Source organism: Thermohalobaculum sp., from assembly GCF_058622915.1.
The window spans coordinates 1-20,114 of the sequence record NZ_JBZSYN010000174.1; the positions used below are offsets into that span (position 1 = coordinate 1).

The window sequence follows — 20,114 nt, forward strand, 5'->3', positions numbered from 1 at the left end:
ACATCGACGGGCAACGCGCGCGGATGGAGCAAATCGCCACCAGAACGATCGAGAAGGCGCCGCCGGGGCGCGGGGCGCCTTCTCGATCGTCCGCGTGCCGATTTTCTCCATCCCGGCGCGCTGCCCGTCGATGTAGACGGCGCCCCCGCGCATCTGGATCCGCTCGCCCGGCAGCCCGATCAGCCGCATGATCCGCTGGCGGGGCATGCCGCTGGTGGGCGCATCGTAGGCGACGATGGCGCCGCGTTTAGGCAGCTGTCCGGGAGAGAGCTTCTCGGCCAGGACCCAGTCGCCGGTGATCAGCGCCGGGGCCATGGAGTCGTTCCAGATCCGGTAGCTGCTGCCCCCCGCGAGGCTGTTGGCGGCGAGCGGCCCGATCAGCAGCGCGACCACCGAGGCAACGGACAGAGCGAGCGCCACCCCCAGGATCAGCCTGCCCCAGGAAATGCGGCCGCCATCGCCCATACCTAGTCGATCACCTTGAAGAATCGGTTGAAGCGCCAGTTCCAGACCTGCCAGAAGGGGCCGTCGGCGGAAATCGCAACGATCTCGGCGCGGCCGATCAGGTTCTCGAACGGCACCATGCCGACCTCCGGAAAGCGGCTGTCCACCGAATTATCGCGATTGTCGCCCATGAAGAAGAAATGCCCCGGAGGAACCTGGAACACGGGCGTGTTGTCCGGCCCGGAATAGCGCGGACCGCTGGTATCGCCCATTTTCCCGACAAGGTTGAGCACCGGATGCGTGACCCCGTTGGGCAGGGTCTCGAGCCAGAGCTCCTTGAGGCATTTGCCGCCCACCGGCACGGGCTCGTTGACGCAGCGCGGGTAGCTCGGCGGGCTGCCGCGCAGCACCTTCGGCTCGGCATAGAAGCCGTCGCGCACCGTGGGCGCCTTCTTGCCGTTGATGTAGAGGATGCCGGCCTTGACCTGGATCTTGTCTCCGGGCAGCCCGATCAGCCGCTTCACGTAATCGACGCAGTCGTTCGGCGCCGCGGCGCCCTGGCCGATCAGCGACTCGAACAGATTGCCCAGCATGTCGAGCGGGCCCTGGGTGCAGGCGTCCTCGCCGGGGCGCTTGAACACGATCACGTCGCCGCGCCGGGGCATCGTCGCCCAGATCCGCCCGCTGAACCAGTCAGGCGCGAAGGGCAGCGAATAGTGCGTGTAGCCGTAGGAGAACTTTGACACGAACAGGTAGTCGCCCACCAGGAGCGTCGGCTTCATCGAGCCCGAGGGAATCGAGAACGGCTGGTACAGGAAGGAGCGGAAGATCATTGCGATGAGCAGCGCCCAGAAGACGGTCTTCGCGGTCTCCCACAGACTGTCCTTCTTCTTCTGCGTGGCTTGCATGCGCGGTTGTCTCTGGGTGGGGCGGGAGTGGCCCCGCGCTGTTTGACGGTGGAACATGGTGGTGTCAAGCCGGGGCTGAAGTGCGGGGCAGGTCGGGGCGGAGATCATCCTCGGACAGGGCTTCGATCACCACGAAGGCCTGCGCCCAGGGGTAGTCGTCGGTGATGGTGACGTGGATCGAGGGCTGCATCCCGGCCGGCATCAGCCGCGCGAGGCGCGCTGCGGCGCCGCCGGTCAGCTGCATGGTCGGCTTGCCACCGGGCAGGTTGACCACCCCCATCTCGCGCCAGGCCACCCCCATGCGCAGGCCGGTGCCGAGCGCCTTGGAGCACGCCTCCTTGGCTGCCCAGCGCTTGGCGTAGGAGGCCACGCGGGCGCGGCGGCGATCGGATTTCTGCTGCTCGGTCACGGTGAAGACGCGCCGGAGGAAGCGGTCGCCGAATCGCTCGATGGTCCGCTCGATGCGGCGAATGTCGGTCATGTCCTGGCGGATGCCGACGATCACGCCACCCCCTCGCCGAAGGCATCGCGGCGGGCCCGGTCCATGTGCTCGCGCATGCGCCGGATCGCGCTGTCGAGTCCGGAGAAGATCGCCTCGCCGATCAGGAAGTGCCCGATGTTGAGCTCGACCACCTCGGGGAAGGCTGCGACCGGGCCGACGGTCTCGAAGGTGAGGCCGTGCCCGGCGTGGACCTCGAGCCCGAGCGCGCGAGCGAAGGCCGCCATATCGGCGAGCCGCGCGAGTTCCGCGTCGCGGTCGGCCACGCGTCCCTCGTTGTGCGCGTCGCAATAGGCGCCGGTGTGCAGCTCGACGACCGGCGCGCCGATGCGGGCGGCCGCCTCGACCTGGGCGCGGTCGGCGGCGATGAAGATCGAGACGCGGCAGCCCGCCTCGCGCAGCGGAGCGATGAAATGCGCCAGCCGGTTCTCCTCGCGCGCGACCTCGAGGCCGCCCTCGGTGGTGCGCTCCTCGCGCCGCTCGGGTACCAGGCAGACCGCATGCGGCCGATGCCTGAGCGCGATCGCCTGCATCTCGGGCGTCGCCGCCATCTCGAGGTTGAGCGGCAGGCCGAGCGTGTCCATGAGCGCGTCGATGTCGGAGTCGGTGATGTGGCGCCGGTCCTCGCGCAGATGCGCGGTGATGCCGTCGGCGCCGGCCTCCTCGGCGATCCGGGCGGCGTGGACAGGGTCCGGGTGCCTGCCGCCGCGGGCGTTGCGGATGGTGGCCACGTGGTCGATGTTGACGCCCAGGCGCAGGCGCCCCTCGGGACGGCGCAACGCGGCCTCTCTCTCAGACATTGTCTCCCTCCGTGCCGTCGTGATCGGCGTAGAGCGCCTGCTCGGCCTCCGCCGCCCGGCGGCGCTCCATGGCCCGCGTCTCCAGGCGCTTGCGCCGACGCTCCTGGTAGGCTGCCACGATGGGCCCGATGATCCAATAGCACAGCGATGCCGTGATCAGGCCGGGGACGATGCCCCCGATCAGGTAAGGCAGGAAGATGTTGTCGAGGAAAACGATCAGCCCGTGCAGCATCGACGGCCCGTAGCCGAACAGGCTGATGAAAGTGCCCCAGATGGCGTTCATGCCCTCGGCGAAGGCGTGGCTCACCTTCTGGAACTCCGCGCCGCCATGCGTGCGTCCCAGCATCCAGCGGCCGAGCCACAACGAGGTGACCGAGATCACGGGGAAGGTCAGCGGGTTGCCCACGCCCGTGCCGAAGATTGCGGCCAGGATGTTGGCGCGCAGCGTCCACGCGATCAGCGCCGCGAGGATGAAGTGCAGTCCGAACAGTGGGGTGAAGGAAACGAACGCGCCGCAGGCGAATCCCAGCGCGATGCGGTGGGGGCTGTCGGGCAGCCGGCGCATGCGCTTGTGGATGTAGTCGACGCCCCGCCACATGCCCTTGCGCGGCACGAGCGATTCGCGCACTCGCGCGAGAAGGGTCGGCCGCTGCCGTCGCTTGAAGATCATCGGCCCGTCTCGCTCCCGGTAACGCTGCCCTACCGTTGATGATCTAGTGATGCCTGGCGGGAACGGAACCCAGCGGCAGGCGAGGCTGCTCCTCGCGCGGCAGCGGGTGCGCGTGTGCCGGCGGCGTCACCGCGCGCTCGACTTGATGCACGAAGCCCTGAGCGCGGATCGCGGTGAGGATGTCGTTGAGGTGGCGCACGTCACGGACCTCGAGATCCATGGTCATGACGAAGAAGTCCGGCTTGCGGTGGTTCACGCCGATGTTGTCGATGTTCGCGTACTGCTCGCCGACCAGCGTGCACACGGTGCCCAGCGCGCCGGGCTGGTTGGCCAGCGTCAGGCTGACCCGGGCGATGTTCGACGCGGTCTTCGAGGCCTCCGGGTCCCAGCTCAGGTCGTGCCAGCGTTCGAGGTCGTCCTCGAAGTCGGCCAGCAGCGGGCAGGAAATGGCGTGAACGACCACGCCGCCGCGCCGCGCCAGGCCGATGATGCGGTCTCCGGGGATCGGCCAGCAACAGGTGCAGAACTCGATCGCGACGCCGCGTCTGATGCCCCGGACCGGCACACGCAGCGTCTGCGGGTCGGGCTCGGGCGGCGGCGGCGCCTGGCCGGGCTGAGCGGGATAGACGGCCTCGACGACCTGGCGCCCGGTGATCTCGCCCTGCGCGAGCTGGACCAGCATCGCCTCGACCGAGGCGAAGCCCAGCTTGGTCGCGGCCGCCGCGACGGCCTTCTCGCCGCCGCTGCGCCCCGAGCGGGCGAAGCTCTGCTCGGCGAGGTCGCGGCCCAGGGTGATCTGCTCCTCGCGGATGCGCTCGCGCAGGGCGCGGCGGATCGCGGCCTTGGCGCGGCCGGTCTTCGCCATGTCCTCCCAGTGCGGCGAGGGCCGCTGGCCCCTTGCGGTGATGATCTCGACCTGCTGGCCGTTCCTGAGCCGCGTCCACAGCGGCACGCGCCGCCCATCCACCACCGCACCGGCGCAGCGGTCGCCGACATTGGTATGGATAGCATAGGCGAAGTCGATCGGCGTGGCGCCGCGGGGCAGGCCGACCACGTCGCCCTTGGGCGTGAAGCAGAACACCTGGTCGGTGAACATGTCTAGCTTGACGTGCTCGAGGAACTCCTGCGGTTCGTCGCCCTTCTCGAGCCGGGCGACCAGGTCGCGCAGCCACTTGAACGGATCGACGGCAAAGGGGTTCTGCACCCGGTGGCCGTCCTTGTAGGCCCAGTGCGCGGCGACGCCCGTCTCGGCCACCTCGTGCATCTCCCAGGTGCGGATCTGGATTTCGACCCGCATGCCGCGCGCGCCGTAGACGGTGGTATGGATCGAGCGATAGCCGTTCGCCTTCGGCCCCGAGATATAATCCTTGAAGCGCCCCGGCACCACGCGCCAGTGGCGGTGGATTGCGCCCAGCGCGCGGTAGCAGTCCTCCTCCGTCCCGCACATGACGCGGAAGCCGTAGATGTCGGAGAGTTGCGAGAAGCTGCTCTGCTTCTCCTCCATCTTGCGCCAGATCGAGTAGGGGCGCTTCTCGCGGCCCTCGACGGTCGCGTCGACATCGGCCGCCTCGATCGCCTCGGAGATCTCGGCGGTGATGCGCGGGATCATGTCGCCCGCCTCGCGGCGCAACCGGATGAAGCGGCGCATGATCGAGTGGCGTGCCTCGCGGTTGAGTTCGGCGAAGGCGAGGTCCTCGAGTTCCTCGCGGATCGACTGCATGCCCATGCGGCCGGCGAGCGGGGCGTAGATCTCCATGGTCTCGCGGGCGATGCGCTGGCGCTTGTCGGGCTCGAGCGCGTCGAGCGTGCGCATGTTGTGCAGCCGATCGGCCAGCTTGACCAGCAGCACGCGCACGTCGCGGGCCATGGCCAGCAGCAGCTTGCGGAAGTTCTCGGCCTGCGCCGTCTCGGTCGAGCTCAGCTCGAGTTGGGTGAGCTTGGTGACGCCGTCGACGAGATCGGCGATCTCGGGCCCGAACAGGCGCTGGATCTCCTCCTTGGTGGTCGGCGTGTCCTCGACCGTGTCGTGCAAGAGCGCGGTGACGATCGAGGCGTCATCGAGCCTGAGATCGGTCAGGATTGCCGCGACCTCGAGCGGGTGCCCGAAATAGGGCTCGCCGCTGGCCCGCTTCTGGTTGACATGCGCCCGGGCGCCGAACACGTAGGCCCGGTTCAGGAGCGTCTCGTCGGTGTTCGGATTGTACCCGCGGACCCGCTCGACGAGTTCGAACTGACGGATCACCGGACCGCTCCCCCGGCCCCGGCGGGCACCGCGCGGCGCCCTCGGGTCAGTCGGCCTACTTCCTGTCCTGCTCGGCCATCAGGGCGCGCAGCAGCTTCTCCTCGTCGAGGTCGTCGGCCGAGGGCATCTGGCCGCCCTCGCCGTCGCCCATGAGGAGCGCCATGTTGTCCTCCTCGGGCTCGTCGACCTCGATATGGCGCTGATAGGCTTGGATGGTCTGCTCGCGCATCTCCTCGACGCCGATGGTGCCATCTGCGATCTCGCGCAGGGCCACCACCGGGTTCTTGTCGTTGTCGCGGTCCAGCGTGATCGGCGCCCCGTCCGAGACGTCGCGCGCGCGGCGCGCGGACAGCATCACGAGATCGAAGCGGTTCGGGACCTTCTGGACGCAGTCTTCAACGGTGACGCGGGCCATAGGCGGCACTCCGGCTTTGGCGAGGGGTGTCGGAAGTGCGGGAGAAATAAGGCCATGCGTCGGATTTTGCAAGCCTTGCGCGCCCGGCGTGCCGCTCAGGCCAGCGGCGCGATCCCGGCGAGCGCAGCAGGGGGCAGGGCGTCGCGCATCTGAGCCACCGTGCGGCCCGTCACGGGGTGGCGCCAGTCGGGGGCCACCTCGGCCAGCGGAACCAGAACGAAGGCGCGCTCGTGCATCCGGGGATGCGGCAGGATCAGGCGAGGCGGCGCGACCACCTGCGCCTCGCCGAGGTCCAGCGCCATCCAGCGCTCGAGCGTCGCGCGGTCGGGCAGTATCAGGTCGCCCATGGCGATCAGGTCGAGGTCGCACACCCTGGGGGCCCAGCGCGCGGGACGCTGGCGGCCGAGAGCGGCCTCCACCGCGTGCATCGTGGCCAGCAGGTCCTCCGCAGCGAGCCCTGTCTCGAGCCGCACCGCCCCGTTAACGAAATCCGGCCCCGAGCCCGGCGGGTGCGCCGGCGTGCTCCACCAGCGGCTTCTCTCGCCGAGCGAAATACCGGGCCGCGCGAACAGAATCCGAAGCGCCTCCTCCAGTGTTTCGGATGGCTCGCGGCCATTTGCCGCAAGATTACTGCCCAATGAAATCAATGTCATTGTCATGTCTGTGTCGCATTCCCGATGGACACGCCGCACGCGCAAGCATAAGTCTCGGATCGATTCGCCACCGGCATTCGTGTATGATGATCCTGCCGGTGGCATTCCAACACGGCAACCGGAGGCATTCGGGTTTCATGTTTTATCGCGACGAGCGCCTGGCGCTCTTCATTGACGGTTCGAATCTCTACGCGGCGACCAAGGCTCTCGGCTTCGATATCGACTACAAGCTCCTGCGCAGCGAGTTCATGCGGCGCGGCAAGATGGTCCGGGCCTTCTATTACACGGCGCTGGTCGAGAACGAGGAATACTCGCCGATCCGGCCCCTCGTCGACTGGCTCGATTACAACGGCTTCACCCTGGTCACCAAGCCGGCCAAGGAGTTCATCGACTCCTCGGGGCGGCGCAAGATCAAGGGCAACATGGATATCGAGCTCACCGTCGACGCCATGAACATGGCCGAGCATGTCGAGCACATCGTGCTGTTCTCCGGCGACGGAGACTTCCGTCCGCTGGTCGATGCGCTGCAGCAGAAGGGCGTTCGGGTCTCGGTGGTCTCGACCATCCGCTCGAGCCCGCCGATGATCGCCGACGACCTGCGCCGCCAGGCCGACAACTTCATCGAGCTCGACGAGTTGCGCGACGTGATCGGCCGCCCGCCTCGCCAGGAGCGGGTCGAGGAGCAGGTCGCCGCCAACGACGAGTGAGATCGGTTCGCCCGGTCGCCCGGAGACCACGTCCCGGCACGATCGCGCGGGCGGCTTTTTCGGGCGGCGCGAAACGCACGACCGCGGCGGGCGGTTAGGTGAAACCCTGGCAGGGGGCGGCACAGCGCGATGAATGCGGAGTCCACCGCGCCACCGGAGCCGCCCACGGACTGTCTCGTCTGCCCGCGGCTGGTTGACTTCCGCGCTGCGAACCGCGGCAATCATCCCGGCTGGTTCAATGGCGCCGTGTCCAGCTTCGGTGCGCCGGATGCGCGCCTGCTGATCGTCGGTCTCGCCCCGGGGCGCGCCGGCGCCAACCGCACGGGGCGCCCCTTCACCGGCGACTATGCGGGCGAGCTTCTCTACCCCACGCTGCTGAAGTTCGGTTTTGCGCGCGGCGTCTACGATGCCCGGCCCGACGACGGGCTCAGCCTCGTCGGCGCCATGGTCACCAACGCCGTGCGCTGCGTGCCGCCGAAGAACCGGCCGACCGGTGCGGAGGTCAGGGCCTGCCGCGACTTCCTCGCCGCGCGCATCCGGGCGCTGCCCGGCCTGAGCCACATCGTCACCCTGGGCCGGATCGCCCACGATTCCACGGTCCGCGCGCTCGGGGCGCGGCTGGCCGAGCACCCCTTCGGTCACGCCAGGGCGAGTGAGATCGACGGGCTCAGGCTGCGTGCCAGCTATCATTGTTCGCGCTACAACACGAACACCGGGCGGCTGACCCCGGGGATGTTCGAAGAGGTCTTCGCCGCCGTGCGCGACGAGATGAGCGCGGCGGCATAGGCGCTGCGCTGCCATCGCGGGACCGGGTTGCTCTGCACGATTCGTCGGCATAGTGCCGCCGCTGGCAATGCAGCCTGGGGTTCCGCATCGGCTTTGAAGCGCATATACACAGCGCCACGGTGCGTCGGGGCCGACACCATAGGACCCCAAAATAAAAAAGACAACTTTTTGGCGAAAAATTATATTAGTGTGCAACTAATAGAAGAAACATCTGGAGATGACATCGCAAAAAATTTCAACTATTAGGGATACAACTGTTGGGTTACCAACATTCATTTCACTTTGTGCCGCGGATCGCCTTACATTTGCCGCATACGGTACGCAACGCGGATCGCATGCGGCATCCAGGGGCGGCTTATGAGGGGTAAGCCGCCCCTTCTCCATTTCGCGGACCGCGCAGGAACGAAAAACCGGAACGAGAAATCGGAACGAGGAACCGGGAACGAGGAACGGGGTGATGAGGAACGCGGTGATGAGCGACACGATCGGCGACATCGTCCTGGGCTGGCTGCTGCTTGCGGCCGTGACTTTGACCAAGGCGGTCTGCGGCTAGAATTTGCATGTCTCGCCCGGCGCTCGAACGCCCGACCGATTTCGCTCCAGCGGGGTCGCAGCGATGATGGACCGCGCGGCTCGGATGTCCTAACAATCGGAGTCGACCGTCCCGGCAGATCGCGCGTGCGGGCAGATCAAGCTGAGCCGCGGCCGTGGCCCTCGACCTGTGGACTCGCAGAGGGAACCGTGTCGATGCAAGCAGAGCGCGCGCCGCTCTCGTTTCCGGAGGGCACGACCCTCCATAGCTGCGGACCCGAAGGGGTCGCCGAGCTGGCGAAACACTGGCGCGAGACCCGGGTTCCCAAGCACGCCATGATCGTGAGCGAGGCCGAGGTCGACGACGACGTCTTCTTCATTCTGCAAGGCCACGCCCGCGCGGCCACCTACACCGATCAGGGCCGCGAGGTGTTCCTGTCCGAGCTGCCGGCTGGAGAGGCATTCGGAATCTTTGCCGCCATCGACGGTCAGCCGCGCTCGACCAGCGTAGTCACAGTCGAGGACTCGCGCGTCGGCCGCATGAGCGGGTCCGATTTCCGCAAGGTCCTGTTCGGCCACCCGCACGTCAATCGCGCCTTCGTGCTCTATCTGGTCGATCGCATGCGAGCCCTGTCGAGCCGCTTCCGCTCGGTGGCGTCGTGGAGCGCCGAGCAGCGCCTGGTGGCCGAACTGCTCCGCCTCGCGGAAGCGGCCTATGCCGGCGAGGACACGGTGGTGATCGACCCGGTGCCGTCACAGCAGGACCTGGCCGTGCTCATATTCACGCAGCGCGAGGCGGTTGGCCGCGACATGGCAAAGCTCAAGGATGCGGGATTGATCGAGCGCAAGGGCCGTGCGCTGGTGATCAAGAGCGTCAGCGCGCTGCAGGCGCGGCTGGAAAGCGACTGACTGCTAGGGTCCTGCCTTGGGCGGGCGGAGCAGAGGCGCCTGGGCCGGCGATTTTCCGGCGCGAGCGATGGCCGCGGCTCGGTTTTATTTCGCGACTGTGAAAATGGTCACAACCAGTCCGGGCAGCCTCGGTGTACCACAAGGAAGCCAAAGGCGAATCAATCGCTTGCCAGGCTCAAGAGATTCGGGTCGGCTCGAGGAAGTTGAAGATGACCTATTTGTTGTATCCGCTGGTGATCGCTCTGGTCGGCTTTGGCGCGACGCTCCCCTTCATTTGACCCCCGGCCGGCACCGAGCCTTGAATCGCGAAAGCACTTCCTGTCGATCCCCGGGGCCGAGACGACCGGTGGAAGATGACTAGCGTTCGAAAAAAGAGAGGGCGCCGGGCAAGAGACGCCCGACGCCCCACCGCCACACAACTCGTAATACTCGGTACGCAACGCGATACGCACGCGACCATCGTCAACGGGGCCCGGTGGGAAATCCACCACCCGATGGAACCCGTCTGAGGGGCAATACCTCTGTAGGGGAATCACCCTTCGAAGCGATGTATAATTTGTCACATCGCGCAAATGCGCCTGCTTTTCATATGGTTATCGGGCGGCCGCCTGAGGGGCAGGGCCTCAAAAGGCGGCAATCGCAGGGAGCGCGGGAGAATCGTGCCTTGCGTTGCCGCCCGATGCGGTGCGGCGCGCGCGTTTGCCGTTACCGCAACGGGCTGCCCGCCCCGCCGCCACGACCTTTCCGCTTCACCGCGGCGTCCGGTTCAGGCAGGCACTTTGGCGCGCGACTTCAACCGTCCTCGAGCAGCCTGCGGGCGATCACCTGCGCCTGGATTTCCGCCGCCCCCTCGAAGATCGAAAGGATCCGCGCGTCGCAGAGCACCCGGCTTACCGGGAATTCCAGGGCGAAGCCGTTGCCGCCATGGATCTGCACCGCGTTGTCCGCCGCCGCCCAGGCCACGCGCGCGGCCAGGAGCTTCGCCATGCCGGCCTCGAGGTCGCAGCGCCGGTCGGCATCCTTCTGGCCCGCCGCGCGGTAGGTGAGCTGGCGGGCGATCATGATCTCGGCGGCCATCATGGCCAGTTTCGCCGCCACGCGCGGGAAGCGGATAAGCGGCTTGCCGAAGGCCTGGCGCTCCTGCGCGTAGCGCAGCGCGATCTCGAGCGCCGACTGCGCCACCCCGATCGCCCGTGCCGCGGTCTGGATGCGCGCCGACTCGAAGGTGCGCATGAGCTGGCGGAAGCCCTGGCCCTCGACCCCGCCGAGAAGGCTGTCGCCGTCCATGCGGAAGCCGTCGAAGGAGAGCGTGTATTCCTTCATGCCGCGGTAGCCGAGAACCGGGATCTCCTCGCCGGATAGGCCAGCATCGGGAAAGGAGTCGGCCCCGGTGCTGCGGGTCTTCGGCGCGAGGAACATCGACAGGCCGCGGTAGTCCCGGGTGTCCGGGTCGGTCCGTGCCAGCAGTGTCATCAGGTCGGTGCGCGCCGCGTGCGTGATCCAGGTCTTGGTGCCGTTGACGACCCAGTCCTCGCCCGCGCGGGCGGCACGGGTGCGCAGCGCGCCGAGATCGGAGCCAGTATTCGGCTCGGTGAACACCGCCGTGGGAAGTACCTCTCCGGAGGCGATCCGGGGTAGCCAGCGCGCCTTCTGCGCCTCGGTGCCTCCGCCAAGGATCAGCTCGGCCGCGATCTCGGAGCGGGTGCCGAGGCTGCCGACCCCGATATAGCCGCGCGACAGCTCCTCGGAGACCACGCACATGGCGGTCTTGCCAAGGCCGAGCCCGCCGTGCTCCTCCGGGATGGTCAGGCCGAAGACGCCCAGCGCGGACATCTCGTCGATGACCTCGATCGGGATCAGGGTGTCGTCGAGATGCCAGCGATGGGCGTGGGGCACGACGCGATCCTCCGCGAAGCGGCGGAATTGGTCGCGCACCATGTCGAGCTCGTCGTCGAGCCCGCAGTCGCCGAATGTCGCCGCGCCGGCGCGCTCGGCGAGCAGCGCGGCAAGGCGCATCCGCGCCGAGTCGCAGTTGCCTGCGATCAGGCGCGCCACCGCCGGGTCGGCCCGAAAATCGGCCAGCGCGTCCTCGTCGATGCCGATTTCGGCGGGGCGGGCGATCTCGGCCTGGCTCATCGGAATGCCGCCCGCGGTCTGGGCGAGGTATTCGCCGCAGCCGATAGCGAGGATCAACCGCTCGATCTCGTCGAACCGGTCCCGGCTTTCAAGCCGCTGGGCCCAGTCGGCCATCTGGGCGAGGCTCTCGGCGTAGGTCGCGAGCCAGGCGAGGCCGTGCGCGGCATACTGGCCGTCCTCCAACAGCCGGGTCGAAAGGCGTCCCTCGGCCATGATCCGCGGCGCCATCGCCGCGCGGGCCGCCTGCGCCAGCCGGCCGGTAGCGCGGGCGGCACGGTCGGCCAGAGCAGCGAGGTCGGGGGCTTCATGGACAGTGGGCGCGAGGGCATCGGCTTGCATGGGCGCGGTCCTTTTCGCAATCGGCACGGGATCGTCTGCTGCGCTGCGGTGCGATTTTTTTTGCGTTTGCGAGATCGGTAGCCGGAGCGGGCGGGGGCGTCAACACCAACGCGCAAGATCGTTTCGCGTCGCTTCAAGGCCGGAGAATATCTTTCTTTACCGGCGTGGCGGTGGCGGCTTGGGGCAGATTTCGCGCGACAGCTTGCAGGGTCGCGGGTAAGAGGGCCGTGAGGCCGCCGCGCCATCCGCCGACGAGACGACGCTTGCATTTCTTTGCCCCCCTCGCCCAGGTCGATCCTGTCCTGCTGCTCGTCGCGGCCGGCGTGATGGTCGTCGGCGGCTTCGTCAAGGGCGCCGTCGGTTTCGCCTTGCCGGTCATCGGCATCGCCGGGATCGGCAGCTTCATGCCGGCGCACGAGACCGTCGGCATCATGGTCCTGCCGACCTTCGCCTCGAATCTGTGGCAGGCGCTGAGGCAGGGGCTCAGGCCGGCGGGCATGACGTTCCGCGAGTTCTGGAAGCTGAACCTGCTGCTGGCGATAACGATCGGGCTGGCGGCGCAGCTGGTGCCGATCATCCCGGCGGCGACGCTGTTCATCCTGCTCGGCGCGGTCGTCTGCCTGGCGGCGGCATCGCAGCTGATAGGCTGGAAGCCGAAGGTGCCGAGAGCGCCGGGGCCGCGGGCGGCAACGGAGGTGGCCACCGGGATCGCGGGCGGATTCCTTGGCGGCATCTCGGGCGTATGGGGGCCTGTGGTGGTGTTCTTCCTGATCGGTCTCGACATTCCGAAGTCGACCCAGGTGCGGACCATGGGCCTGACCTTCCTGATCGGCTCCTCCGTGCTGATCCCGGCACACGAGCAAAGCGGCATCCTGAACGCCGTGACGCTGCCCCTGTCACTGGCGATTTGCCTGCCGATGGCGCTGGGTATGGCGATCGGACTGAGGTGCCAGGACCGGATGAACCCGACCGCCTTCCGCCGCGCGACGCTGGCCGTGCTGTGCATCGCCGGGCTGAACCTGCTCAGGCGCGGCCTCACGCTGTGAGCGCGGCCCCGTCGCGGCGCGGATCGCCCGCCGCCTGAACGTTGCCGTGCGCGTCGCGCAGCACGGCGTGAACGCCGCCGAAGAACATCGAGCGCTCGGCCCAGGCGCGCGCGTCGGGGAAGGCGGCGAGCAGCGCCTCGCGCTCGGCGTCGCCAAGGCCGGGCAGCTCGAAGTCGAGCACGGCCGGCTCTCCTCCCTCGACATGGAGGCGCGGCGCCTCGACCGCGTCGCCGAGCGGCATGCCCCGGTCGATCAGGTTGACGAGCACCTGCGCCAGCGCCGTCCGGATGCGGTTCGAGCCGCCCGAGCCCATGACGGCCACCGCGCCGTCCGGCCAGGCGACCGCCAGCGGCGTCATCATCGAGGACAGCCGGGTGTCGGGGGCCCAGGCGTGCCAGCCGCCGGGGAGAAGGTCCTCCTCGCCCAGCATATTGTTGGGCATGATCCCGGTGCCCGGAATGACCAGGCCGTTGCCCTCGCCGTTCGAGATGCTGAGCGCCACGGCCATGCCCGCGGCATCGGTTACCGAGATATGCGTGGTGCCGCGAGGCGCCGAGGCGCGGCCCATGATCTCGGCGCGGTAGCGTGCGATGAGGTCGCGCGAGAGCAGGCGCCCGGCGCCGGCCTCCGGATCGATGGCGAGATCGGCCTCAATCCTGGCGCGCGTCGTCGCCTCGAACGCCCGCGCGAGGTCGACGGCGCCGGCATCCCGGCCTAGAAGCTCGAGCGAAAACGCGATCAGGGCGCCGCCGAGCGCGGGCGGCGGATTGACCGCGATTCGAGCCCCGGCGCGACCGCGCTCGAGCGGGCGCCGCCACGCGGGACTGTAGGCGCGCAGGTCCTCGCGCGTCAGGTGCCCGCCCTCGGCCGAGACGGCAACGAGGCCGGCCGCGACCTCGCCCTCGGTGACGAAGCGCGGCCCCTCGTGGCCGAAGACCTCGAGCACGTCGGCCAGCGCGGGGTTGCGGTAGGTCGCCCCGGCGCCAAGGGGCGCCCCGTCCTCGCCGCACGTCAGAGCGCGGGCGGCCGAAGTGGCGCGCAGGATCGGCGCCACGATCCGGCCGATCAGCGCCTGGAACTCGGTAATTCTGACGCCCTCGCGCGCCGCCCGCACGGCCGGCGCGACCAGATCGTGCAGCGGCATGCGCCCGTGGCGGGCATGCGCCTCGCCCAGTCCCGACGCAAGGCCCGGCGTGGCGGTGGCGCCGGCACCGATGTGGAAGGTCTGGGTGGTGGTGCCGAAATCCGCGTCGACGGCACGGAAGTCGAGCTCGGCCTCGTTGCGTCGCCGCTTCGGCGTCTGCACGAAGAAATCCAGCAACTCCAGGCTTCCCCCGGGGGTGCGCACCATCATGAAGCCGCCGCCCAGGAGGCCGGCAAGCACGGGCTCGGCCACGCAGGCAGTCAGGGCCGCGGCTATGGCGGCATCGACGGCGGTGCCGCCGGCGCGCAGCACCTCCTCCGCCGCGCGGGCGGTGACCTGGTGGCCGGCGGCAATCGCGAAGGGGCGCATCGGGTGCCTTGTCCTGTCTTGCGTCCGAGGGGTCTGACTAGCGTGCCCCGGGCCGCGATGGAAGCTTGGACAGGCCCGTGCCGTTGATCGATGCCTGAATGCCGCTACGTCGCACTTCGTGCCGAATTCATGGCGGACGTTGCGCGAGGGAGGCAGTCGTGAGCGACGAGCAGAGAAAGCCCCGCCTGATCGGGATCAACCATGTCGCCCTCGAGGTTGGAGACATCGACGAGGCGCTGGCATTCTACGGGCGGTTTTTCGATTTTCGCCTGCGCGGGCGAAGCCGGAACATGGCCTTCATCGATCTTGGCGACCAGTTCATCGCGCTGAGCGCCGGCCGGCAACAGCCGCGCGACGACGCGCGCCATTTCGGCCTCGTCGTCGACGATCGCGACGGCCTGCGCGCCCGGCTCGAGGCGGCGGGCGTGGAGATGGCCTCCGAGACCCGGCTCGACTTCCTCGACCCGTGGGGAAACCGCATCGAGATCGTGTCCTACGGGGACATCCAGTTCCTCAAGAACCGCGCGGTTCTCGGCGCGCTCGGCGCCGACGCGCTGCGCAAGAGCGCGCCTGCCCGCGACGAGCTGCGCGAGAAGGGCATCGAGCCGCCCGCCGACGCGTGACAGATGCGCCAGTGGAGCGTCAGGCCGCGTGCGGGGCCGCTGCCTTCACGTCATCGCTGACATGGGACTCGTACTGCGCGAAGTTCTTGACGAACATCCGGACCAGCTCCGCCGCCTGCTTGTCATAGGCCGCCGGATCGTCCCAGGTGCCGCGCGGGTCGAGCAGGGCCTTGTCGACGCCGGGCACCGACACGGGAACCTCGAACCCGAAGGTCGGGTCGACGCGATACTTCACGTCGTCGAGCGCGCCGCTGAGCGCAGAGCTGAGCAGCGCCCTGGTGGCCCGGATCGGCATGCGCTCGCCGACGCCGTAGGCGCCGCCCGTCCAGCCGGTGTTGACCAGCCAGCACTTCGACCCGTGCCGGGCGATCTTCTCGCGCAAGAGCGTGCCGTAGACCTCGGGCCGGCGCGACATGAAGGGCTTGCCGAAGCAGGTGGAGAACGTCGGCTCGGCCGATGTCACCCCTTTCTCGGTGCCCGCCATCTTCGAGGTGAAGCCGGTGAGGAAGTGATACATCGCCTGCGCCGGCGTGAGCCGCGCGATGGGGGGCAGAACGCCGAAGGCGTCGCAGGTCAGCATGAAGATGTTCTTCGGCACGCCCGCCTGCCCGGTTTCGGACGCGTTGGAGATGTAGGGCAGCGGATAGGCGCAACGCATGTTGCTGGTCAGGCTGTCGTCGGTGAAGTCGAGCTCGCGCGTGAACGGGTCGTAGACCATGTTTTCGACCACGGTCGCGAACATGCCCGTGGTCGCGTGGATCTCGGGCTCGGCCTGGGGCGAGAGGTGGTGCGTCTTGGCGTAGCAGCCGCCCTCGAAATTGAAGATCCCCTCGTCGCTCCAGCCGTGCTCGTCGTCGCCGAGGAGCACGCGGTCCGGGTCGGCGGAGAGGGTGGTCTTGCCGGTACCGGAAAGGCCGAAGAAGATCGCGCTGTCAGAGGGGTCGCCCGGCGCATGGTTCGCCGAGCAGTGCATCGGCATCACGCCATCGGCAGGCAGCAGGTAGTTCAGCACGGAGAAGACCGACTTCTTGTTCTCGCCGGCATAAGAGGTGTCGGCGACCAAGACCATGCGGCGCTCGAACGAGATGGCGATCACGGTCTCGGAGCGGCAGCCGTGGCGCTTCGGATCTGCCTTGAAGCTGGGGCAGTTGACGATGGTGAAGCCGGGCTCGAAGGTCTTCAGCTCCTCGGTCGAGGGACGGCGCAGCATATGGCGGATGAACAGGTTGTGCCACGCGAGCTCGTTGATGACCCTCACATTGAGGCGATGGCGCGGGTCAGCGCCGGCATAGAGGTCCTGGACGAAATACTCGCCGCCCTGCATGTGCGAGAACATGTCCTGGCGCAGGCGCTCGAAAGCCTCCGCCTCCATCGGGGGGTTGTTCTCCCACCAGACATCGGCCTCGACCGAGGGCTCGCGCACGACAAACTTGTCTCGCGGCGAGCGGCCGGTGTGCTTGCCGGTGTTGCACAGAAACGTGCCGCCAATGCCCAACTCGCCCTCGCCGCGCCGGACCGCAGCCTCGACCAGCGCGGCTTCCATCAGGTTGTAGTGGACCGACCCCAGTCCTGTCATTCCGGCTTCTTCCAGCCGTTTTGCCGGGTTGAAGATTCCCGCCTCCATCGCGCTGCTCCTCAGCTTCGCAAGTCCTGCATTTGACCGGCCGACAGAGGCATCACCCCCCTCGGCCGCCTCTCGGCGCCGACGCGTGCCGGTCTGTCCCGGCTGCGGCCTGCCGGTGCCGGCCAAGACTGGCACGGTGTTCCCGGTGGGACGCGGGCTGTCTATAGCAACGGATTCACGCCCGTCCAACCGAAATGCTCCCCACGCCGACCCGCGGTCACAGGTCGCAGCGGCAGGAGCGTCGCATTCCTGACAAATTGGCGCTCAAAACTGTCCGTTCAATGGTGTATGTCGCACCGAATTGGTAGAGTCGCCTCATTGTGCGGCGTACAATGCCTTTGCCGCTGGAAAGCCGGGAGGTCAGATGTCGAGCATTGTCCTCGTCGATGACGATCGGAATATCCTGACCTCGGTCTCGATGGCGCTCGAGGCGGAGGGATACGACGTCAGCAGCTATACCGACGGCGCTTCGGCACTGGCAGTGTTGACCCAGAACCCTCCGGATCTGGCAATTCTCGACATAAAGATGCCGCGCATGGACGGCATGGAGCTGCTGCGCCGATTGCGCGCCCAGAGCGACCTTCCGGTCATCTTTCTGACCTCGAAGGACGAGGAAATCGACGAGGTAATCGGGCTGCGCATGGGCGCGGACGATTACGTTCGCAAGCCGTTTTCGCAACGCTTGCTGATCGAGCGCATCCGCGCCGTGCTGCGCCGTCGCGCCCCAATGGACGAGACCGGGCTCGAGCGCGCCGAGTCCGACAAGGTGATCCGCCGCGGCAAGCTGGAGATGGACCCAATGCGGCACTCCACACTTTGGGAGAGCAAGGGCGTCACCTTGACGGTGACCGAGTTCCTGATCCTGCATGCGCTGGCGCAGCGTCCCGGCTTCGTCAAGAGCCGGGACCAGCTCATGGACGCGGCCTACGACGACCAGGTCTATGTGGATGACCGGACCATCGACAGCCACATCAAGCGGATTCGAAAGAAGTTTCGCGAAGTGGACGAGAATTTCAACTCGATCGAGACCCTCTACGGAGTAGGCTACCGTTACCGCGAGGTCTGAGGCGGGCACTTGGAAGGAGGACATGTCCATACTGCCGGCGGAGCGCGGCTCGTCGGCCTCGACGCCCGACCGCGGCCGGCTTCCGCACGTGAACGGATCATCCAGGGACTGAAGAGGTCGGCGCCGTTCTCGTCGCTGCAGCGGCGCATCATTTCCTTCAACCTGATCGGGTTGGCGCTGCTGGTGGTCGGCGTCATGTATCTGAACCAGTTCCGGTCGGGACTGATCGAGATGCGGGTCCAGGCGCTGCGCACCGAGGGCGAGATCATCGCGATCACCATCGCCGAGACCTCGGGGCTCGGACCCGGCCAGACGCGCTACGACCCGGTGCGGGCGAACCACGTGCTGATCCGGCTGTCGCAGCCGACGGGAGTTCGGGCGCGCCTCTATGACCGCCAGCTACGCTTGACGGGCGACACCCGAAGCCTGGCCCCGTCCGGCCCCCCGATCGACCAGATGCCGATCGCCTCGCCGGTGGCCAGCGGCGAGAACCGCCTGGTCGGCAAGCTCGAGCAGGCCTATAACGCCTTTGTCCAGCTGTTCCGTGCGAAGCCGCCGCTCTATTCCGAAGTGCCGACAGCGGGCATAAGCCACGACCGCGAGATCATCGAGGCGGCACAAGGGCGGATCAGCCACGCGGTGCGCATCAACAGCCGGGGCGAGCTGATCGTCTCGGTCGCGTTGCCGGTGCGGCGATTCAAGTCGGTTCTGGGCGTGCTGGTGCTGTCGACCGAGGGCGAGGACATCAATGGCATCGTGCGCGACGAGCGCATTGTCATTCTGCAGGTGTTCGTGATCGCGACGCTTGTCAGCGTCGCCCTCTCGGTGCTGCTGGCCAACACGATCGCGAGCCCGATCAGAAAACTGGCGCGGGCGGCGGATCCGGATGGAAGCGCCGTGGTTCGGCCTCTCAACCCGGCACGGATCGAGATCCCCGATCTGACCAACCGGACCGACGAGATCGGCGATCTCTCGGCGGCTTTGATCCGGATGACGCGTGCGCTCTACGGTCGCATCGAGGCGATCGAAGCCTTCGCCGCGGACGTGGCGCACGAGATCAAGAATCCCCTGACCTCGATGCGTTCCGCCGTCGAGACCATGGAGTTCGCGCGCACCCCCGAGCAGCAGCAGCGCCTGATGGATGTGATCAAGAAGGACGTCGCGCGGCTGGACCGGCTGGTGACCGACATCTCGAATGCGTCGCGGCTGGATGCCGAACTGGTGCGCGAGCGCATGACGACCTTCGATCTGGGTGAGCTGATCCGGGCGCTTGCCGAGATGATCCGCGACCAGGGACGCGGGCGCAATGTCGATGTCGTGGCCGTTCTGCCCGAGCAGCGGATCATGGCGCGGGGCCTCGAGGTCCGGATTGCCCAGGTCGTGACGAACCTGCTCGACAACGCGCTTTCCTTCACGCCCGACGGCGGCACGATCACGGTAGCCGCCACGCGGCTGCCGCAGGCGGACATTCGGATCACGGTGGAGGATCAGGGGCCCGGAATTCCGGAAGAGAACCTTACTTCGATCTTCGAGCGCTTCTACAGCGAGCGGCCCTCCGAGGAGGTATTCGGCACCCACTCGGGCCTCGGTCTGAGCATATCGAAGCAGATCGTCGAGGCCCATGGCGGCAGAATCTGGGCCGAGAACATCCGGCCGGCCGGCGCGCCGCGCGAGGCGCCGGCGCAAGGCGCCCGCTTCGTGGTGGAGCTGCCGGGGTGACGCGCAAGCACGCCGCACGCGATGGCGGCACACTGCACGCCAGCGCCGTTGCCGTCGGCGAGCGCGGGCTCTTGATCAGCGGCGCCGCCGGAACCGGCAAGACCACATTGGCGCTGGAGATGATTGCGCTCGGCGCCGATCTCGTCGCGGACGATCGCGTCGTCGCCGAACGTGATCGCACAGGTCAACTCAGGTTGTCCGCCCCGCCCGGCATTGCCGGACTGGTCGAGGTGCGGGGCTTCGGACTGGCTCGCCTGCCCGCAAGGGCGGGAGTCGCGCTGGCGCTGATCGCCGACCTGGACGAGGCGGCGCCCTCACGCCTGCCCGACCCGCGGCATCGCACGCTGTGGGGCATTGCCTGCCCGGTCTTTCTGTGCAAGGGAAAGTCGGGTTTGGCGGCGGCCCTGACCTGCCTCCTGCAGGCACGGGAGTGGCCGGGGCCGGAGTGCTTCGCCGGTAGCGGGTAGGCCGGGAGAGTCACAGT

At 67.9% G+C, this 20,114-nt stretch carries 20 protein-coding genes; 9 read left to right on the top strand and 11 right to left on the bottom strand.

Annotated features, from left to right (window positions below):
- From lepB (AC32QD_RS13125) to folK, 8 genes are all read right to left on the bottom strand, one after another.
- Nucleotides 1–465: signal peptidase I (lepB, locus tag AC32QD_RS13125; RefSeq protein WP_492010955.1), on the bottom strand; the 465-nt coding region annotated here is incomplete at its 3' end.
- Nucleotides 466–467: 2 nt separating this feature from the next.
- On the bottom strand, nucleotides 468–1,352 hold the full coding sequence (gene lepB / locus AC32QD_RS13130) for a signal peptidase I (protein ID WP_492010956.1): 885 nt from the start codon (nucleotides 1,350–1,352) through the stop codon (nucleotides 468–470).
- Between the two features lie 64 nt (nucleotides 1,353–1,416).
- Entirely contained in the window at nucleotides 1,417–1,857 is a 441-nt protein-coding gene (gene acpS, locus AC32QD_RS13135; protein WP_492010957.1) for a holo-ACP synthase, read from the bottom strand.
- A complete protein-coding gene (locus tag AC32QD_RS13140; RefSeq protein ID WP_492010958.1) occupies nucleotides 1,854–2,651 on the bottom strand; it encodes a pyridoxine 5'-phosphate synthase in 798 nt (265 codons plus the stop codon). Before AC32QD_RS13140 ends, acpS begins: the two co-directional genes overlap by 4 nt.
- Nucleotides 2,644–3,321, bottom strand: a complete 678-nt coding sequence (locus tag AC32QD_RS13145; protein ID WP_492010959.1) for a DUF2062 domain-containing protein — start codon at nucleotides 3,319–3,321, stop codon at nucleotides 2,644–2,646. Before AC32QD_RS13145 ends, AC32QD_RS13140 begins: the two co-directional genes overlap by 8 nt.
- A gap of 43 nt (nucleotides 3,322–3,364) precedes the next feature.
- On the bottom strand, nucleotides 3,365–5,563 hold the full coding sequence (locus tag AC32QD_RS13150; RefSeq protein WP_492010960.1) for a RelA/SpoT family protein: 2,199 nt from the start codon (nucleotides 5,561–5,563) through the stop codon (nucleotides 3,365–3,367).
- 55 nt (nucleotides 5,564–5,618) lie between these two features.
- Entirely contained in the window at nucleotides 5,619–5,978 is a 360-nt protein-coding gene (rpoZ, locus tag AC32QD_RS13155; protein WP_492010961.1) for a DNA-directed RNA polymerase subunit omega, read from the bottom strand.
- Nucleotides 5,979–6,073: 95 nt separating this feature from the next.
- Complete coding sequence (folK, locus tag AC32QD_RS13160; RefSeq protein ID WP_492010962.1) at nucleotides 6,074–6,736, bottom strand: 2-amino-4-hydroxy-6-hydroxymethyldihydropteridine diphosphokinase; 663 nt, start codon at nucleotides 6,734–6,736, stop codon at nucleotides 6,074–6,076.
- A 32-nt stretch (nucleotides 6,737–6,768) separates the two neighbouring features.
- Between folK and AC32QD_RS13165 the strand changes: the two genes are divergently transcribed.
- The 4 genes from AC32QD_RS13165 (at nucleotide 6,769) to AC32QD_RS13180 (ending at nucleotide 9,842) form a co-directional block, all read left to right on the top strand.
- Nucleotides 6,769–7,338, top strand: coding sequence for a LabA-like NYN domain-containing protein (locus tag AC32QD_RS13165; RefSeq protein ID WP_492010963.1), 570 nt, complete (start codon nucleotides 6,769–6,771; stop codon nucleotides 7,336–7,338).
- 129 nt (nucleotides 7,339–7,467) lie between these two features.
- Entirely contained in the window at nucleotides 7,468–8,124 is a 657-nt protein-coding gene (locus tag AC32QD_RS13170) for a uracil-DNA glycosylase (protein ID WP_492010964.1), read from the top strand.
- 747 nt (nucleotides 8,125–8,871) lie between these two features.
- On the top strand, nucleotides 8,872–9,564 hold the full coding sequence (locus tag AC32QD_RS13175) for a Crp/Fnr family transcriptional regulator (RefSeq protein WP_492010965.1): 693 nt from the start codon (nucleotides 8,872–8,874) through the stop codon (nucleotides 9,562–9,564).
- Between the two features lie 131 nt (nucleotides 9,565–9,695).
- Nucleotides 9,696–9,842: a hypothetical protein gene (locus AC32QD_RS13180; RefSeq protein ID WP_492010966.1), complete on the top strand. Its 147-nt coding sequence runs from the start codon at nucleotides 9,696–9,698 to the stop codon at nucleotides 9,840–9,842.
- 514 nt (nucleotides 9,843–10,356) lie between these two features.
- Here the strand turns inward: AC32QD_RS13180 and AC32QD_RS13185 are convergent.
- On the bottom strand, nucleotides 10,357–12,039 hold the full coding sequence (locus AC32QD_RS13185; RefSeq protein WP_492010967.1) for an acyl-CoA dehydrogenase family protein: 1,683 nt from the start codon (nucleotides 12,037–12,039) through the stop codon (nucleotides 10,357–10,359).
- Nucleotides 12,040–12,302: 263 nt separating this feature from the next.
- On the opposite strand from AC32QD_RS13185, the gene AC32QD_RS13190 reads away from it, so the two are divergent.
- The gene (locus tag AC32QD_RS13190; RefSeq protein WP_492010968.1) at nucleotides 12,303–13,085 is read left to right on the top strand and encodes a sulfite exporter TauE/SafE family protein; all 783 of its coding nucleotides are present in this window, start codon (nucleotides 12,303–12,305) and stop codon (nucleotides 13,083–13,085) included.
- Here AC32QD_RS13190 and AC32QD_RS13195 read toward each other — a convergent pair.
- Nucleotides 13,075–14,598: a gamma-glutamyltransferase gene (locus AC32QD_RS13195; RefSeq protein ID WP_492010969.1), complete on the bottom strand. Its 1,524-nt coding sequence runs from the start codon at nucleotides 14,596–14,598 to the stop codon at nucleotides 13,075–13,077. The two genes, AC32QD_RS13190 and AC32QD_RS13195, sit on opposite strands and share 11 nt — an antisense overlap.
- 158 nt (nucleotides 14,599–14,756) lie before the next feature.
- Here AC32QD_RS13195 and AC32QD_RS13200 point away from each other — a divergent pair, with 158 nt between their 5' ends.
- The gene (locus AC32QD_RS13200) at nucleotides 14,757–15,221 is read left to right on the top strand and encodes a VOC family protein (protein WP_492010970.1); all 465 of its coding nucleotides are present in this window, start codon (nucleotides 14,757–14,759) and stop codon (nucleotides 15,219–15,221) included.
- A gap of 19 nt (nucleotides 15,222–15,240) precedes the next feature.
- On the opposite strand, the gene AC32QD_RS13205 is transcribed toward AC32QD_RS13200, so the two are convergent.
- Nucleotides 15,241–16,845, bottom strand: coding sequence for a phosphoenolpyruvate carboxykinase (locus AC32QD_RS13205; protein ID WP_492010971.1), 1,605 nt, complete (start codon nucleotides 16,843–16,845; stop codon nucleotides 15,241–15,243).
- Between the two features lie 364 nt (nucleotides 16,846–17,209).
- Between AC32QD_RS13205 and AC32QD_RS13210 the strand changes: the two genes are divergently transcribed.
- Genes AC32QD_RS13210 through AC32QD_RS13220 form a run of 3 tightly spaced genes read left to right on the top strand, consistent with a single transcriptional unit; the run spans nucleotide 17,210 to nucleotide 20,097 of the window.
- Nucleotides 17,210–17,911, top strand: coding sequence for a response regulator transcription factor (locus AC32QD_RS13210; RefSeq protein WP_492010972.1), 702 nt, complete (start codon nucleotides 17,210–17,212; stop codon nucleotides 17,909–17,911).
- A 9-nt stretch (nucleotides 17,912–17,920) separates the two neighbouring features.
- Nucleotides 17,921–19,630 (top strand): stimulus-sensing domain-containing protein, encoded by a 1,710-nt coding sequence (locus AC32QD_RS13215; protein ID WP_492010973.1) that lies wholly within the window; start codon nucleotides 17,921–17,923, stop codon nucleotides 19,628–19,630.
- On the top strand, nucleotides 19,627–20,097 hold the full coding sequence (locus AC32QD_RS13220) for an HPr kinase/phosphorylase (protein WP_492010974.1): 471 nt from the start codon (nucleotides 19,627–19,629) through the stop codon (nucleotides 20,095–20,097). The genes AC32QD_RS13215 and AC32QD_RS13220 overlap by 4 nt, the downstream gene beginning before the upstream one ends.
- Nucleotides 20,098–20,114 lie beyond the last annotated feature (17 nt).